Raw genomic sequence first — 19,185 nt, 5'->3', positions numbered from 1 at the left:
AACAATTACCCACAATCATGAAAAAAAGACCGCTGATTTTAGTAACCAACGACGACAGTATCGTAGCACCCGGAATACGGGCATTAATCGAGGTTATGAAAGAATTGGGTGACGTGGTCGTGGTAGCTCCGGACAGCCCGCAATCAGCGATGGGACATGCAATTACTATCAACAATACGTTACATCTTGAAAAAGTTAAAATTGACGGTTCGCTGGAAAACGAATACAGCTGTTCCGGCACTCCGGTAGATTGCGTAAAAATTGCTGTGCATGAAATTTTAAAAAAAAAGCCGGATTTGTGTGTTTCAGGGATTAATCACGGTTCAAATTCTTCCATCAATGTAATTTATTCAGGAACCATGTCTGCCGCAGTGGAAGCTGGTATTGAAGGAATTCCTGCCATCGGATTTTCACTTTTGGATTTCAGTTGGAATGCCAATTTTGAACATACGAAACCCTACATCAAAAAAATTGCAGAAGAAGTTTTAGCTAAAGGCTTACCCGAAGGCGTGGTTTTGAACGTTAACCTTCCGAAAGACACTATTCGCGGCATCAAAATCTGTCGTCAGGCTAAAGCCGTTTGGGAAGAGCGATTCGACAAACGCACTAATCCGCAGGGCAAAGAATACTATTGGCTTACCGGAGAATTCGTCAATTTAGACAAAGGCGAAGATACCGACGAATGGGCTTTGAAAAACAATTATATTTCTGTGGTTCCGGTGCAGTTTGATTTGACCGCACACCATGCCATCCAACAACTAAATTCCTGGGATTTACAATAGACACAAGTATGACAAAACGAGATTTTTTTATCGGGGTTCTGATTGGTTTTGCAGCTGCAGCCTTAGGATGTTTTCTTTTTTTATTCCTTTTCACGGACACCAGAACCGTTGAAGATTTGAGAATGATTCGTCTAAATGGCTACATGGGAAAACTAATTACGTTAGGTGCAATTTTCAACCTGATTGCTTTCTTCCTTTTATTGAAATACAACAAAGATTACATGGCGCGTGGTGTCATTTTAGCGACTTTACTTTTAGCCTTATTAACGGTAATTTTATAATATGAAATATTACATCATTGCAGGCGAAGCTTCGGGTGATTTGCACGGTTCCAACCTGATGAAAAATCTTTTCAAGCACGATCCCAATGCTGAAATACGGTTTTGGGGTGGCGATTTGATGCAGAAAAACGGCGGAACTTTAGTGAAACATTACCGCGATTTAGCCTTTATGGGATTTGCCGAAGTGGTGATGAATCTGAAAACCATTTTAAACAATATTAAATTCTGTAAAGCCGATATTTTAAAATTCCAACCGGATGTGATTATCTACATTGATTATCCGGGTTTCAACATGCGAATCGCCAAATGGGCCAAACCACTAGGATTTAAAAATCATTATTACATTTCGCCGCAAATTTGGGCTTGGAAAGAAAACCGCATCAAAGCCATTAAAAATGATGTGGATAAAATGTATGTGATTCTTCCGTTTGAAAAAGATTTTTACGAGAAAAAGCATCATTTCCCAGTTGAATTTGTAGGACATCCGTTGATTGATGCGATTCATCAGCGTCCAAAAACCGATGCGGAACAATTCAAAAAAGACCACAATTTAGACGAACGTCCGATAATCGCGCTTCTTCCTGGCAGTCGTAAACAGGAAATCTCCAAAATGTTGACTGAAATGCTTTCGGTTAGAAATGATTTTCCGGAATATCAGTTTGTCATTGCTGGTGCACCTAGTCAAGAATTTAGTTTTTACCAGCAGTTTTTAACCAACGACCAAGTACATTTCATTTCCAATAAAACCTATGATTTACTAAGTGTTTCTCATGCTGCTTTGGTGACATCGGGAACTGCTACTTTAGAAACCGCTTTGTTTAAAGTTCCTGAAGTGGTTTTATATAAAGGAAATTGGATTTCGTATCAAATCGCGAAACGCATCATTACCTTAAAATACATTTCGTTGGTCAATTTAATTATGGACAAAGAAGTCGTAACCGAATTAATCCAGGGAGAATGCAATCCGAAACGCATTAAAGAGGAATTGCAAAAACTACTCAATCCGGAAACCCGAAACCGTTTGTTAGCCGAGTACGACGCTTTAGAAAACAAGTTAGGCGGCGATGGAGCCAGTGAAAAAACTGCTCAATTAATCATTGACAATATAAAATAATTGTAAGTTTTTTCTTTTAATTTGAAATTATCACTACTTTCGTTTTTATGAAAATAGCGAAATTTCCTATAATTATTATTTTACTGAGTTTTTGTATTGGTATTGTAATTGACAATTATCTTCCAATTAATCATAGCATCAGCCTTTTATTGTCTGGGCTTTCGGTGTTAGGGTTGTTTGCATCAAATTATTTTGCAGGTAAAAATCTGTTGCAAAGAAATTACTTCGGTTTTTTTGGAATAGCCACTTTAATTGCTTTAGGCATTACAACACATTCGCTTCACACGGAAAAACACTATCAAAATCATTATTCCAAATTCAATACCGAAGGAAGAAATACCATTTCCGGAACCATTTCTGAACGCTTAAAACCCAATGCTTACGCTGAAAAATACTATTTTAAGATTGAAAAACTGAACAATAAAAATGCTTTTGGGAAAGTCCTTCTGAACGTTTCCAAAAAAGAAATCACTGAGGAGTTTAAAGCTGGAACTAACCTACTCATCTATCAGGAATTGCAACCGATAAAGAAAAACCTGAATCCGTTTCAGTTTGATTACGCTGCTTATCTGGACAAACAACAAGTTTCTCATCAACTGTATTTAAACCAGAATGAGTATAAGATTACCGGTACTCGGCAAAACTTCGATTATTATGTTGGTTGGTTTCAGGATGAGCTTTTGAGTAGTTTTCAAATTCATGGGTTTTCTGAAACTACACAAGGTATCATCAACGCGTTGCTATTAGGACAGCGTCAGGACATGGATCCCGAAGTGAACAAACACTACACCGATGCAGGCGTTATCCACATTCTTGCCATATCAGGGCTTCATATTGCTATTTTATATGCCTTACTCCTAACCTTGCTCAAACCTCTCAATCGTCTGAAAAGCGGAAAATTATATCAATTGCTAATTGCCATATTGTTCTTGTGGAGTTTTGCTATTCTTTCCGGATTGTCTGGTTCTGTAGTTCGGTCAGTAGTGATGTTTAGCTTTATGAGTTTTGGATTGTACCTGAATAAGTCGCCAAACATGTACAACATTATGGCTATGTCGATGTTGTTTATTTTGTTGTTCAAACCGAACTTCCTTTTTGATGTGGGTTTTCAGCTAAGTTATGCAGCCGTATTTTCGATTGTGGCACTTCAGCCGCTTTTCAGGAAATACCGCTTCAAAAACAGCAGAATTGGGAATTATTGTTTGGATTTGGTTTTGATTTCCTTAATTGCCCAAATCGGGGTATTACCTATCAGTTTGTACTACTTTCATCAATTCCCAAGCTTGTTTTTGCTGGCAAATATCGTCGTAATACCTTTGTCAAGTTTTATCTTGGTGTACGGTATTTTTATCTTACTACTGAATTTTGTTGCGCCGCAAATCGCTATTGTTTTGGGCAAACTGCTCTCATTTTCGATTGAACTCATGAACCGCTACATCAGCTGGGTTGCTTCATTCGAAACGTTTACCTTCAAAGAGATTCCTTTTACAACGCCGCTTTTGCTAAGCTTATACGTTACAATTATTTTAGGAACACTATACTTTTACGAGAAGAAATTCAACAGATTGATGGGTACAATTTGCTGTCTTGTATTATTCCAGCTAGCAATACTACTAACGACTTACAACCAAAATACGTTAGACGAATTCGTCGTATTCAATACTAAAAAAGCTACAATGCTGCTTATAAAGCAGAAAGACAGCGCTATTGTGTACAGCAACAATTCTGAAACCAGAAACGCATCGCTATTGAAAGCGTATCGTCAGGAACGATTTCTCAAGGACGTTAAAATGGATTCCGTGAAAAACACATTAGTCTTCAACGAAAAAAAGATATTGATTCTAGACAGTCTCGGCATCTACAACGTGAAACAACAGCCTGAAGTTGTGGTATTGACACAATCGCCAAAAGTAAATCTGAAACGCCTAATTACAGCAATTCATCCCAAACAAATTATTGCGGATGCTTCCAATTACAAAAGTTATGTAAAACGATGGAAAGCTACGTGCGAGAAAGAAAAAATCCCTTTCCATACTACTGCCGAAAAGGGATTCTATCGTATTAATTGATTTTTTTTAATTCTTCGATTAGCTGAGGAGCTGTTCGGTAACCAACAACCGGTGGCTTCACTTCTCCTTTGGTATCCAACACATAAACTGACGGATAACCCTGAACTTGAAGGAACATCGTAAACTCGTGAACGGAATTTCTTCCTTTACGGTTCGGATCAAAATTTGGGTTGGCATATTTTTTTCCTAAATGATTCACTTCGGTATTGCCTTCACCATTGAATTTTACCGGAAAATAATTCTCAGTTATGAATTTTACGAATTCCGGATCGTGAAACGTATTTTTATCCAACATTTTACAAGGCCCGCACCAATCGGTGTATACGTCCATGAAAATTGGTTTTGCTTTTTTAGGGCTTTTCTTCTGAAGTGCTAAAGCTTCATCGATAGTCATCCATTTAATTTCGGCTTCCTGCGCCTGAACTGCTATACTTCCGATCAATAAAAAGAAGGCAAACAATACTTTTTTCATTCTTATCCTTTTTTAGAATTTGCTAATATTTGATTGGCTCCAGCCAACCATGCTTCGGGTCCGCCAGCTACATAACCGGTGCTTCCTAAAGCCGTTAAATTTGTTTTTCCGTCGTCCTTCTTTTCAGCATTCACAAACCAAATGGTTGGGTAACCCTGAACTTTCAAGGCATTTTGCAATCCGTAGTTTTGTTGCTGCATTTCGGGAGTCAAAGCTTTTTTTCTTGGAAAATCCAATTCCACCAAAATGACATTGTCTTTCGCCCATTTGGCAAATTCGGGTTTGTAAAATACTTCTTTCTGCAATCGAATACACCAACCGCACCAATCGCTTCCGGTAAAAAACAATAACAACGGCTTCTTTTCTTTTACGGAAACTTCCATCGCCTGATTAAAATCAGTAAGCCATGTCAGTTCCTTCTCCTGAGCTTTTAACAGCACGGAAGTCAAACTAAAGAAAAGCAACAATAAATATTTTTTCATCTGAACTATTTATTCTACTAAATAACAAAAATAATGCCGATGTTTCGTTTTATTTAACGTCCTGCATCAATTTTTTAACCAAAGGTGAAATTGCAATCAGTGCTACTCCCGCAATTAATGCGTAAATAGCTAATTGTTCATAGCCGTCTGCGTATACATTCAACTTTTCTAAATTGGATGCATTGGCTGAAGCTTCTGCAATGTTGGCTCCTAACAAGCCGGCGAAATATTGTCCGTAGGCACTCGCTAAAAACCACATTCCCATGATAACGGCTTGTGTTTTTTGGGGGGATAGTTTGGTCATTGCACTCATCCCGATAGGTGATAAACACAATTCTCCAAACGTAATAATAAACCAACCGAACGTAAACAAATCCAAAGATGTTTTTCCGTCTGGTCCGGCAAAGAATTTAGTGTAATAAAACACCCAGAAACCGCCTGCCAAGAATAAAAAGCCTAAGCCGAATTTCACTACAGTGTTCGGTTCGATTTTGCGTTTGGCCATCCACAACCATACCATCCCCACTAAAGCCGCAAAAATGATTACGAATAAAGAATTAGCCGAATTGTTAACGCCGTTAGGATCTAATTCAACGCCTAAAACGGTGTTATTTAAATTGTTAGCAGCAAATAAACTTAAAGAGCCACCACTCTGTTCAAAAAATGCCCAGAAGAAGATAGAGAACACAATAAAAACCAAAGCCGCTAACAGTTTCATATTCTCCGCTTTGGTGAAGTTTTTCATTTCATAAAACAAATACAAAACCGAAGCTGGACCGATGATCATCATAAAGTAATCGGTATACTCCGTATTCGCTACCATTAAAATGATTACTGGCACAATTGCCAATGAACCAATATAGGTTGCAATTTCAAATATTTTTCGTTTCGAGTCATCCAAATGTTGTAATGGAGACAAGCCGATTTCCCCTAAACTCTTCTGCGTTTGTGTAAAAGTCAACAAACTTATAATCATTACAATTGCGGCAAATCCGAAGGCAAAATTCCAACGCAAATGTTCCGGAATCAGGGAAGACCACAAATTCCCGTTAGCTACAGCAATACAAATATAACCTCCGATTAATGCTCCAAGGTTTACTCCGGCATAAAACAATGAGAAACCAGCATCACGGCGCACATCACCATCTTTATACAATTGTCCGACCATGGAAGAAATATTTGGTTTAAAAAAACCGGTTCCGACGATGGTAAAGGAAATCCCTAAAAAGAAAAAGTTTTTCGGATCTAGTGATAAAATGATACTTCCGACAATCATTAGCAAACCGCCCCAAAAAAGGGAACGACGCAATCCTAATATTTTATCAGCAAACAAACCACCGATGAATGTAAAAGCGTAAACCCAAGCCTGAGTTGCGCCATACTGTAAATTAGCGGTGGCTTCGCCCATGGAAAGCTGACTAACCATGAAAACCACCAACATCCCGCGCATACCGTAGAAACTAAAACGTTCCCACATTTCACTGAAAAACAAATACCAAAGCTGCTTTGGATACTTACCTTTAAAATCCTGAATTTGTTCTATACTGGTCATCTTAGTTCAATCCTTTTTCGCGCATTACCGCGTTTAAACGTTTTAAAATCGAAAGTCCTAATAAAGTCGCGAATAATAACAAGCCGCAGTTTACAATGAAGAAGTTCGCTTTGTTTTCATAATCGTACCACATACTGGCCAATACGCCTGATAATTTGTTTCCGATGGAAATGGACAAGAAGAAACCACCCATCATCAAAGCCGTCAAACGTGGCGGACTTAATTTTGATACGATGGACAAGCCCATTGGTGACAAACACAATTCCCCGATGGTAATCACACCATACGTTCCTACTAACCAAAGTGGTGAAACTTTCACGGCTCCATTACTTCCGATATAAACAGCTGCTACCATGAATAAACAGGAAAGTGCCGAAATAAATAATCCTAAAACGATTTTTGATGGTGTACTCGGTTCTTTTCCTTTTCTACGTAGTAGAGCGAAAAATCCAACAACTAGTGGTGTTAAAATGATAATCCAACCTGGATTGATGGATTGGAATAATTCCGTATTGATTAACGATACTTTTTGTTCCGGATTGGAGTCCAATTCTGATTTTTGCTCCGCAGAGATGTTGGTGAAATACACATCTTTCCCTTGAACTTTTACCGGTTCTCCATTGGCGTCTTTTTCAGCTTGGAATTGATTGTCGTATTTTTGAACTTCCGAAGTGGCATAGTCCTTTTGGTCAACTAAATAAATATTTTCCAAAAAGGATTCTGTGCTTCCGGTTACTTGACGGTCGGTGTAATAATTTGCCCAACGCGTTAAAGCAGTTCCATTTTGTTTGAAAACCGCCCAGAACAACATCCCGACAGCAAAAATGGCCAACAAAGCTCCCAACGGACGCTTGTCTTCCAAATTCGCTTTCCAATACAAACGCACATAAAAGATAATCACCGGAATACAGGCAAAAATAAACGCATCGGTTGAATCACTTTTGAAAATATTCCCCGGAATCATCCATCCGATGGCTCCAGCAATAATCGCCGGTAAAAACACCATGGATAAAATTCGGCTTAAACTGATATCGCCCTCTTGTTTCGGTTTCATCACATTAGCATGTTCCAAATGTTTCTTTCCTAAGAAGAAAATTACCAAACCTAAGAACATTCCGATTCCAGCTGTGATAAAGGCAGCGCTCCATCCGTACTGGTTACGCATGAAAGCCGCGATGATGTTACAGATGAATGCTCCAATGTTGATTCCCATATAGAAAATATTGTAACCGGCATCTTTATTTGCTTTATAAGGTTCTTCCGAATACAAATTCCCCACCAACGTGGAAATACTCGGTTTGAAGAATCCGTTTCCGATAATGATTAACGCCATCGAAATGTAGAACATCGTCAGGTTATGAAATCCTAACCCGATATATCCTAATCCCATCAGAAATCCACCGAGATAAATGGCTTTGAAATAACCTAGAATTCTATCGGCTAAAAATCCGCCCAAAAACGGGGTCAAATAGGTTAAAGCGATATACGTTCCAAAAATGTCATCGGCGTATTTATCTGAAAAAGCCAAACCGCCAGTGGCAGCTGGATCAATCATGTACAAGACAAAAATTCCGATAATCAGGTAGTAACCAAAACGTTCCCACATTTCGGTAAAAAACAAAAAGAGTAGTCCTTTAGGGTGTTTGTTTTTCATAGTAAATCATTAAAAAAAGCCCGCAACAACTTTACGGGCTTGAAAGATATAAAATTATTTTGGAATTGCCTTAGCTGATTCCGTGCATCATCTTTTTCAACCTTGGTGACAACAACGCTAAAATAATCGCTGCAATACCACACAATACCACGAATACCATGAAGAATTCATACAAGTTGTGAATTTCAAATCCGGCAAATGACGTATTCGCCAATGGCAACTGCTCTTTTTCAAACAAAGCAACTTGCTCTGGTGTTAACGTTATTTTTTTGTCTAAAACATCCTGTAAATTGATTCCTAATTTCTCTGCTTTTTCGAATTTGTCACCCGTTGCAGGAATAATAGCTCCTAAAGAACCTGCTAACGCATAACCTGCAGCGTTGGAAATAAAGAATACTCCGTATAATAACGATGCAAAACGCTTAGGTGCTAATTTACCAACCAATGATAATCCGATTGGTGATAAACATAATTCTCCTAAAGTTTGGATGAAATACAATAACATCAACCATTTAATAGCCAACAATCCTGAGTTACCTAAATCTTTTACATTGTGAGCGATGATGAAGTAACTCAAGGCGATTAAAGCCAATCCGATAGCTTGTTTCATTGGTGATACTGGTTCTTTTCCTTGTGCTCTTAATTTATCCCACAACAAACTGAACGGTAACGCCATCATTACTACGAAAATTCCATTGAAAATCTGAACCATTGATGGTGGCATATTCCATCCGAAAATGTTTCTGTCGGTTTGGTTATCCGCGATAAAAGTTAATGATGAACCAGCTTGCTCAAATGCTGCCCAGAAGAAAATAATAAAGAATGATACGATGTAAATCACCCAAATACGTTGTCTTTCCACTTTATTTTCCGCAGAACTTAAAATCAAATACGCCAAAGCAATACCGGCCGAATAAATGAACGGATAGATAATCCCTTTGATCAATTGTCCCATTTCAACTGATGAGAAACCGATTTCTCCCACCAATAAATAACGGAACACAAAGAATAACGCTCCAAAAATTACAGTCGCAATACCGATAGATTTTCCTGAGAAATGAGCTGTTTGTGTTTCACCTTCTTCGAAATCATTGCTGTCATTGTGTTTTGGCAAACCTCCAATTGGACGACCTTCCGGAGTTACCACATATTTATTTTTCAGAATAAAGAACGTAATGGTTCCGATTACCATAGCGATGGAAGCCGCTAAGAATCCCCATTTGAAGGCGTGAATATCTCGAACACCAGTAGCTGCATCTTTCACATCACCAACGTATGGACAGATAAATTGTCCTAAAAACGCTCCGATGTTGATTCCCATATAGAAAATCGTGAACGCAGAATCCAATTTGTCTTTGTCTTGTTTCGGATACAAACTTCCAACCATCGAAGAGATGTTCGGTTTGAAGAATCCGTTACCAAAAATGATAATGAATAACGCAATCCACATGAATAATTTTGCAGTTTCAATGCTTCCTTCAAAAGTTGAGGCACTGATAAACAACAAGAATTGTCCAATTGCCATTAAAGTACCACCCAACATGATACTGTATCGGTTACCGATGTATTTATCTGAGATAAATCCTCCAAGAAGCGGCGTTAAGTAACACAATGCTAAGAATCCACCATAAATAATGGCCGCATCTGCTTCTTTGATTAATAATGAATTTACCATAAATAACGTAAGAATCGCTCGCATTCCGTAGAAGTTGAAACGTTCCCACATTTCGGTTCCGAATAGTACCCAAAGTCCTTTCGGGTGTGCTTGTTTAGCCGTAGTATCGCTCATTTTTAGTCTTGGTTTTAAAATTTATCGTGTGTTAGTATTATAATTTTTCTTTGATGAAATTCGTCATTTTTGTGTACAACTGCAAACGGGTTTTTCCGCCGAAAATGCCGTGGTTTTTATCCGGATAGATAGCCCAATCGAATTGTTTGTTCGCCTGAACTAAAGCCTCAATCATTTTCATCGTGTTTTGTACATGCACGTTATCGTCAGCTGTTCCGTGAATCAACAAAAAGTTTCCTTTCAACTTACTCACGTGCGTAATTGGCGAATTGTTATCGTATCCCGAAGCGTTTTCTTGTGGTGTTTGCATGTATCTTTCGGTATAAATACTATCGTAATATCTCCAGCTGGTTACCGGCGCTACAGCAATCGCGGTTTTGAACACATCGGCTCCTTGAAAAATACAGTTTGATGCCATAAAACCACCGTACGACCAACCGAAAATACCGATTCTGGTTTTATCCACATACGAATAGGTTCCGAATAGTTTTGCCGCATCGATTTGATCTTCCACTTCGAATTTCCCTAATTCTTTTTGGGTACATTTTTTGAATTCTGCTCCTTTGAAACCGGTTCCGCGGCCGTCAACACAAGCTACAATATAACCTTGTTGTGCCAACATCATGAACCAATAATCGTCAGTTGAATTCCATCCGTTATCCACTTGTTGCGAACCTGGTCCGGAATATTGGAACATGAACACCGGATATTTTTTATTCGGGTCGAAATCTTTCGGTTTGATCATCCAAGAGTTTAGTTTATGCCCTTTTTCAGTAGTGATTACGGAGAATTCTTTGGTTGGCAAATCGTACTTCGTCAATTTTTCTTCTAAAGCTTCGTTGGAAACAATGGTTTTTACCACTTTTCCGCTTTCTGTTTCAACTAAAGTATATTTTGGCGCGTGCTTCGCACTGGAAAACGAATTGATAAAATATTGGAAATTAGGACTGAACGTTGCCCCGTTGGTTCCTGTTTGTGCGCTCAATCGTTTTTTAGAACTTCCATTCAGTTTTACGCTGTAAATATCACGGTTAATCGAACCGTTTTCTGTTGATTGGAAATAAATCATTCCGTTTTTCTCGTCAAAACCGTAATACGCGGTAACTTCCCATGCGCCTTTAGTAAGTTGTTTTTTTAACTTTCCGGTTTTGTCATAATGGTAAATGTGGTTGAATCCGTCTTTTTCTGAAGTCCAGATGAAGCTGTTGTCTTTTAAGAACGTTAAGTTATCGGTTACGTCAACATAAGCTTTGTCTTTTTCGTTCAAAACTACTTTGGTTGTTCCTGAATTGCCATCCACAAACAACAAATCCAAATTGTTCTGATGACGGTTCAAAACCTGCGCACTCAAAGTATTGGCCTCGTTTGTCCATTCGATTCGGGCAATATAAAAATCGGAATAATTGCTCAAATTGATTTGCTTAGTTGTAGCTGATTTCACATCGTAAACATGCAGCGAAACATCTGAATTTTTCTCTCCAGCTTTCGGATATTTGAACACATTTTGCGTCGGATATAAACCTTGATTGTACATGTCCATCGAAAACTCAGGAACATTCGTCTCGTTAAAACGGATAAAGGCAATTTTATCGCCCGAAGCATTCCAATCGTAAGCGCGAACAAAAGCAAATTCTTCTTCGTAAACCCAATCGGTTACCCCATTAATGATGGCATTCTTCTTCCCGTCTGTGGTAATTTGCGTGTGTTTTTTGGAAGCCAAATCGAATACAAATAAATTATTCTGATACACGTAAGCTACTTTATTTCCTTCCGGAGAAAAAGTTGGCTCCTGTACTTTGTAGTCGGCTAACTTTACTAAAGATTTAGTAGTTGTATCGTAGATATAAAAATCAGCTACAAACGAATGACGGAAAATCTGCTCGGAATTATTGGCAATTAAAAGTTTCTTTTCGTCTTTGCTGAAGGTATACGAATCGACTCCTGCTAATTCTTTGTGGTTTTTGGAATCCAACAGCGTGGAAACTTTTTCCAAAGTAGCGAAATCGTACAAATCAATTTGACTGGAACGGGTTGCGCGATCAAAATTTAAAACAGTATACTGATTCGAATTTTTCATGGCTTCTAAAGCTGTCATACCTTGCGTACGAAAGGCTCCGCCCCATATTTCTTCTAAAGTAAGTTTTTGTTGTGCAATAATAGTGCTGCTAGTAAGTAGCAATAAAAAGAGAGCTCTTTTGATATTTTTCATTAGATTGATGATAAAAAAACCCCCAATTTTAGTGAAAAAATATCAAACACTCCTCATTTAAATTGTTAAAAGGCAAAATTTAAACTTTTGAAGGAATTAAATTCAAAGAAGAAATGAATTAAAACATCGATTTAATTACAAAAACACCATTCAAAAAATATCAAATCACCAAAAATTTGTTAAATTTAGTAGGTTTTTATACTTTCATTCCCTTATTGCTCAAGTAACAGATGATTAAAAAAATTACTTTCTATATTTTTTTTCTTTTTCTATCGGCAGGACTTTATTCGCAAGTATATGACTACGAGCATATTAACCAAGATAAAGGACTTCCATCTTCCACTGTATTCAGTATTATTCAGGACAGCAGGGATTTAATTTGGATTGGAACGGATGGCGCCGGCTTAATTCGTTATAATGGATCTTCTTTTAAAGTGATTAATAAATCTCAGGAAAAGGAAGGTTTTTTTGTTATGGATATTGCCGAAGATCAGAATCACAATATTGTTGTTGCCACGAAGTATGACGGTTTAATGGTTTACAACGGAAAAGAATTTATCAAAACCTTTACCCCGAAAAATTCTATACTCAAAACAACAATCGTTCAAAAATTATATACCGACAAAAACGGAATCTATTGCTTTACCGCCAAAGGCATTGTTTTATTGACATCTCAATACAAACTAATCCGGATTCTGGAATACAAACAAGAAGACCTTACCATCAACAGTGTTTATAAAGATACTTACGGAAGCATTCTTGTCGGAACCAACCAAGGTTTACTAAAAATAACAGGAAACAGCTATGAACAGATGGCTCCTGAAACCCTTACGGGAACAATCACTTTTGTCAAAAAAGACCTCAACAAATTATTATTGGGAAATACATCCGGAGATTTATTCGAATTAAACATCCTCGGAAAAGAAAACTATCAGACTCAATTTTTGGAGCGCATCAGTTTACCCAACAATGAGACCTTTTCAATTCGTCGCATGTATGTAGGCAGAAGCGGATTTGTATGGCTTGCCGGAGAAAACGATCAGGGATTGATAATGTATACTAAAGATTATTATACCCACATCAATAAAGCCAATGGATTTAAAGGCGAAAATGTGCAGTGCATGTTTCAAGACAAATCCGGACAACTTTATATAGGAACTTATATTACCGGACTTTACAGAACCGGCCGCCAACATTTTTACAATTACAACAATACTAAAGAATTAAACACACCTTATATCTTTTCGATTTTAAAAACCGATAAAGGTATTTACACTGGCATTCTAAACAGTGGAATTTATTATTTTGAGGAAGATCAATATCAGGAATTCGCCCTAAAACAAAAATACAGCAACAATCTGGGAGCCACTTGCTTGTTGCAAACGTCGGACAAAAAAGTAGTAGCCGGAACAAAAGGCGGCATGTTTCTCGTTGGACCGACTACATTACAAGGACTCCCAATCAACAAACTAGTTCCAAAAAACACGGTATTCCGAAAAATAAAAGAGCTCAACGATAAATCCTTTCTGGTTGGAACCAATCATGGCTTGTATACTTTGGATTCTAATTTCAATCTGATTACAAAAATTTCAAGCGCAGCGCCTACTCTTAGCTTCGAGAATGTAACAACCATAGAAGAAATTGACAACAAAAATTGGCTCATTGGTACCAATTCAGGAATTTTAAAAGTAAGCAAGAGTTCATCAAACCATTTTCAGATTACTAAAAAACTGATTACAAACACTATCAATGCTTCGTGTAAGGACAGTTATGGCACCATTTGGTTTTCCAGCTATCAAGGTCTTTTTGCTGTCAAAGGGGAGACAACAATCAAATATACTCCGAAAAACGGGTTAACATCGAACCTGATTTTCACCCTTTCCGCAGACAGAAATGGAACTATTTATGCCGGAAGCAATTTAGGTATTGACAAAATTAGCGTTACTTCTGAAGCAAAAATAGTAACGGTAAAAAATCTAAATTCTTCCAACGGATTTTATGGTTTGGAAACCAATACTCGTGCAGAGACAACAGACAGCCAAGGAAACATCTATTTCGGAACAGCCAACGGACTTTACAAATACCTTAATTCATACAAAGAAAAGCCTAATAGTAATTTTAATCTCCAAATAACCAATATTGATGTTTTTAATGAAGATCGGAATTGGACAAAACTCGGAGAATCTAACAATTATTGGTTTAACAGACCTTCCATGGGTCACGTTTTTAAACCAACCGAAAACCAACTTACTTTTGAATTCAACACTATAAATTCCGGAAGAACATCTGAGAATTTATACTCCTACTTTTTAGAAGGAATTGACAAAAAATGGTCTGTCCCTTCCCGAAAAACGTCGGTTTCGTACTCAAACCTTTCACATGGTAAATATACTTTCAAAGTAAAGTTAGTTGACAACAAAGGTCAAGAGCTAAGCAAAGTGGTTGCGTACTCATTTGAAATCGATACACCTTTTTATTACAAGTGGTGGTTTTTATTGCCTATATTTTTTCTCATCGGACTGTTTTCTAAAATTGCTTTTGACAAAGCCTCTACTTACAACAAAGATTTCATCAGAAATATTTCCGACACTTACGATAACCGCGATGAAATAAGAACGTACTTCTTTTTCCTTGGAATTATTTTTCCCTTGACTGAGTTTGTCAACTTGTTTTTCATTTCGAGAAGCACCTTTGATTTATTATCAAATCTATTTGCCGGCATCTTTTTCTTTTCGATTTACAGCATATCAAAGAACAATAATAAAATCAGAGAAGCACTTCCGCAAATTTTCATTGGTTTTTTACTTCTTTACTCGATCACGGTTATCTACAAAATAAGTACGCTACCGTTTGACTTGATTACGTTTACGGAATTTTTACTCATACTTTTTTTCTCGTACAGCGTATTCAAGAAAGTAAATCAATACTTATTTTTTGTCATATCGTTGATGGCGATATTAATTGTGTTGCTATTCAATATTACTTCAGAAACTAAACAAATCATCACTTTAATTAACACGTCGTTTATTGTTTTAGTGATTAATTATGCCCGAAGAATAGCCATTTTAAATGCAAACGATAAAATTCTTTTTACCAGTAATATCATCAACAACTCCAATTCGTTGACAATTGCAACAGACAAATATGGCAATCTTACTTTTTGCGGGAAATCAATCGAGAAAATCTTAGGCTACACACCGGAAGAAGTAATGGGTAAAAACTTTTGGTCACTAACTCAGGATGAAGAATTCAAAGATATCGACTACAATGAAATTTATGTTCCCGACACCATTTACACTCGTAAGCTAAGATGTAAAAATGGCGAATACAAATACATTCAATGGTCAGACCAAAAGTACCACAGCAATTTATTTGTTGCCAACGGACAAGATATTACTCCTAAAATTTTAGTTGAAGAACAATATAGAAACCTGGTACAATTTGCATCCGATATCATCTTTGAAGTGGATAAAGACGGTTACTTTGTTTTTGTGAACCAATTTGCCGAAAAATCATTAGGTTATAAGGTTGATGATATTATTGGCAAACATTTCACAAGTCTTATCAAGCCAAACTATGTAAAGAAAGTTGAGGAATATTATTTGGAACAACGCGACAATTCTACTGATTTTGAAATCATAGAATTCCCCATTCTCAATAGCAGAAATGAAGAAATGTGGGTTTCGCAAAAGGTAAATATCAAAAAAGACGTTACCGGAAAAATTACAGGCTACTCGTCAATCGTTCGTGACATAACGGCTTTAAAAAACATCGAAATCGAAGAAAACCTGCGCATTGAGAAAAACATAAAACTCAATCAGGCCATCAATAAGCTGTCAACATTAAATTTCTTAAAGTTTAAAAATCGAGAAAAACTAATTACTCATATTATTAAAGAAGCTGCCTTAGGATTAAATATCGATCGGGCAAGTTTATGGCAAAAAAACAAAGACAGTATAAATTTGGAAACCTTATACATTAAGGAGACTGACTCTTTTGCCAATGAAATTCAACTTATTCGAGAAGATTTTCCGATTTATTTTAATGCCATTGAAAACAAACCTTTTATAGTTGCTTCAGACGCGGCCAATTATCCGGATACGCAGGAATTTAAAGATGTTTATTTCAAAAACAACAATATAAAATCCTTACTTGATTTTCCGATTTATGTTTCCGGAGAACTTGTAGCTGTAACCTGTTATGAAAGTGTCGGTGAAATTCGATATTGGACCTCAGAAGATATTAATTTTTCCAGAGCCGTTTCTGATATCATTGCATTGGGAATCGAAACTTTAAAACGAAGAAAAGCAGAAGAACTTATTATTTACAAAAGTGAAATTTTAACTTCAATTGCTAAAACCACAGATAAATTACTCCAAAGCACCAACCTTTCGGATGTATTCGATGAATCGTTACGAGAAATCGGTCAGGCCTCCAAAGTAGATCGAATTTATTATTTCGAGAACGACTTGTCTACTAACCTAATGAGTCAAAAATTTGAATGGACAAGTTCTGACGACTTGAAAGAAATTGACAACCCTGAATTACAGAATATTCCGCACGATACTTATCCGGATTTTATGGAAGTGATAATTCGCAACAAACCGTATATGGCCATTGTTAAGGATATTTCTGAAGGAAATTTCAAATCTATTTTACAGGAACAGCATATTTTATCCATCCTGATCTTACCTATTTTTGTAAAAGACGCTTTTAATGGATTTATCGGTTTTGATGATTGTACCACAGAACGCATATGGTCTACAGACGAAATAAACATTTTACAAACCTTTACAAACAATATCGCAGCAACTATTGAGCGAATTCACAATGAAAAAATTATTCGTGAAAACGAAGAAAAATTCAGTTTGCTTGCCAACAATATTCCAGCGGCAGTATATCTTGTAAAATATAATCCAGAGCGCACCAAAGTTTTTCTTAACGACGAAATCGAAAAACTCACCGGGTATAAGAAAGATGATTTCTTCTCTGGCAAAATTTCACTAAAAGACCTTTACCATCCTGAAGATAAATTTGCCATCGTCCAGGAAATTGAAAACGCAATAAAAGCGCGTCGCCCATTCCATATTACCTGTCGTTTGGTTCGCAAAAGCGGTGAAATTATCTGGATTGAAGAATACGGCGAAGCAATTTCCACTGAAGGCGGAATATCGTATATCGAAGGCGTTGTACTTGATGCCACCGAGCGTAAACAAATGGAAGAAGCGCTTAAAGCCAAAGAAATTGCCGAAGCCGCCAACAAAGCCAAAACCCAGTTTTTGGCCAACATGAGTCATGAAATCCGAACACCACTTAACGGAATTATCGGCTTTAGTAATCTATTGTTAAAATCGGAGCTTAATTCGGTTCAGGAACAATACATTTCTACAGTTAATCAATCAGCAGATGCATTATTGGAAATTGTAAACGACATCCTCGATTTATCCAAAATTGAAGCCGGTAAACTGGAGTTGGATGTCACTAAAACCAACCTTCACGATATTGTAAATCAGGTGGTGGATATGGTTAAATATTCGGCACACGAAAAACAGCTGGATTTAATTGTAAACATTCGGGAAGACATTCCTTGTCTGATTTGGGTTGACGAAATTCGCATCAAACAAATTCTGGTGAATCTTCTGGGTAACGCTATCAAATTTACACAAGAAGGCGAGATTGAATTGGAAGTTCTGTATCAGGAAATCAATGAAGAAAAATCGAAGATGAAGTTTTTGATTAAAGATACAGGAATCGGAATAAAACCTGAAAACCGTAAACGAATTTTTGAAGCCTTTTCACAGGAAGACAATTCCACTACCCGAAAATATGGCGGAACCGGGCTGGGAATTCCAATTACAGACAGTTTATTACAATTGATGAACAGCAAACTGGAGATTGAAGATCGTGAAAGCGGTGGAACTATCTTCTATTTTGACCTTGAATTTAAAGCTTCACATTGTGGCTCGCTTAAAAAAGTAGAAAACAACACCATTAATACGGTTTTGGTTTTAGAAGACAATCAAACCAATCTCGACATCATTATGCGAATGCTAGGGCACTTTGATATTAAAACGGTTTCGAACAAAAACTATCAGAACACTTATAAATTCAACAATGAATGTGATGTTTTTTTAGCGGATTATGAATTGATTGGTAAAGACGGTGTGGAAGAACTTTCAAAATTCGGAAAGCCAATTATTTTGATGCAAAATTCGAACGCTTCCACCATAGATTATCCACAAGGCGTGCTTCTGAAAACAATTGTTAAACCGATAAAAGTACATGTACTACAGCAAATCCTAACCGAAATAAGCTCGAAAGCGCCTGAAACTACTAGGCCCGAAATTATCGAAACCACGGAAGATGTTTATGACAAATCGTTAAAAATTCTGATTGTGGAAGACAATAAAATTAACATGCTACTATCCAAAACCTTAGTAGAAAAAATCATTCCGAATGCTATTATTTTACAAGCTGTAAACGGTCAGGAAGCTGTTGATATTCATGAAACTGAAAATCCAGAAATTATTTTGATGGACATTCAGATGCCAATCATGAACGGTTATGTTGCCACAGAACTGATTCGGGAAAAAGACAAAAACTGCATTATCATCGCTTTAACAGCCGGTATCATCAAAGACGAAGAAGACTATTGCCGAAAAATTGGTATGAACGATTACATTGCCAAACCGATTAAACGTGAAATTTTGGAAAGCAGCCTGATAAAATGGGCCAAAACAATCAACCAATAATGACCTAAAAATGTATCTTTGCGGATATA

Annotated in this window: 11 protein-coding genes; 5 read left to right on the top strand and 6 right to left on the bottom strand. The window is 37.1% G+C overall.

The features are described from left to right. The first annotated feature begins 17 nt into the window (after positions 1-17). Genes surE through RUH60_RS08740 form a run of 4 tightly spaced genes read left to right on the top strand, consistent with a single transcriptional unit; the run spans position 18 to position 4,246 of the window. Positions 18-782, top strand: coding sequence for a 5'/3'-nucleotidase SurE (gene surE / locus RUH60_RS08755; RefSeq protein ID WP_313807441.1), 765 nt, complete (start codon positions 18-20; stop codon positions 780-782). 8 nt (positions 783-790) lie between these two features. Further along, entirely contained in the window at positions 791-1,063 is a 273-nt protein-coding gene (locus tag RUH60_RS08750) for a hypothetical protein (RefSeq protein WP_313807439.1), read from the top strand. 1 nt (position 1,064) lies between these two features. Next, positions 1,065-2,177: a lipid-A-disaccharide synthase gene (gene lpxB / locus RUH60_RS08745; RefSeq protein WP_313807437.1), complete on the top strand. Its 1,113-nt coding sequence runs from the start codon at positions 1,065-1,067 to the stop codon at positions 2,175-2,177. A gap of 47 nt (positions 2,178-2,224) precedes the next feature. Further along, positions 2,225-4,246 carry a ComEC/Rec2 family competence protein gene (locus tag RUH60_RS08740; protein WP_313807435.1) on the top strand — a complete coding sequence of 674 codons (2,022 nt, stop codon included), beginning with the start codon at positions 2,225-2,227 and terminating at the stop codon, positions 4,244-4,246. Here the strand turns inward: RUH60_RS08740 and RUH60_RS08735 are convergent. The 6 genes from RUH60_RS08735 to RUH60_RS08710 all read right to left on the bottom strand — a co-directional run bounded on the left by RUH60_RS08735 (position 4,239) and on the right by RUH60_RS08710 (position 12,404). Next, a complete protein-coding gene (locus tag RUH60_RS08735; RefSeq protein WP_313807433.1) occupies positions 4,239-4,718 on the bottom strand; it encodes a thioredoxin fold domain-containing protein in 480 nt (159 codons plus the stop codon). The genes RUH60_RS08740 and RUH60_RS08735 overlap by 8 nt on opposite strands. Positions 4,719-4,720: 2 nt before the next feature. Continuing rightward, positions 4,721-5,200 (bottom strand): thioredoxin family protein, encoded by a 480-nt coding sequence (locus RUH60_RS08730; protein WP_313807431.1) that lies wholly within the window; start codon positions 5,198-5,200, stop codon positions 4,721-4,723. A gap of 49 nt (positions 5,201-5,249) precedes the next feature. Beyond that, positions 5,250-6,752: a peptide MFS transporter gene (locus RUH60_RS08725; RefSeq protein ID WP_313807429.1), complete on the bottom strand. Its 1,503-nt coding sequence runs from the start codon at positions 6,750-6,752 to the stop codon at positions 5,250-5,252. Position 6,753: 1 nt separating this feature from the next. Beyond that, positions 6,754-8,406, bottom strand: coding sequence for a peptide MFS transporter (locus RUH60_RS08720; RefSeq protein ID WP_313807428.1), 1,653 nt, complete (start codon positions 8,404-8,406; stop codon positions 6,754-6,756). Between the two features lie 70 nt (positions 8,407-8,476). Further along, entirely contained in the window at positions 8,477-10,195 is a 1,719-nt protein-coding gene (locus RUH60_RS08715) for a peptide MFS transporter (RefSeq protein WP_313807426.1), read from the bottom strand. A 37-nt stretch (positions 10,196-10,232) separates the two neighbouring features. Continuing rightward, positions 10,233-12,404, bottom strand: coding sequence for a S9 family peptidase (locus tag RUH60_RS08710; RefSeq protein WP_313807424.1), 2,172 nt, complete (start codon positions 12,402-12,404; stop codon positions 10,233-10,235). Positions 12,405-12,634: 230 nt separating this feature from the next. Between RUH60_RS08710 and RUH60_RS08705 the strand changes: the two genes are divergently transcribed. Further along, on the top strand, positions 12,635-19,156 hold the full coding sequence (locus RUH60_RS08705) for a PAS domain S-box protein (RefSeq protein WP_313807422.1): 6,522 nt from the start codon (positions 12,635-12,637) through the stop codon (positions 19,154-19,156). Positions 19,157-19,185 lie beyond the last annotated feature (29 nt).

Source organism: Flavobacterium sp. (assembly GCF_032153895.1).
Classification (GTDB): Bacteria; Bacteroidota; Bacteroidia; order Flavobacteriales; family Flavobacteriaceae; genus Flavobacterium.
The sequence above is the reverse complement of the archived record's forward strand: the minus strand, read 5'-3'. Positions and strand labels throughout refer to the sequence as shown.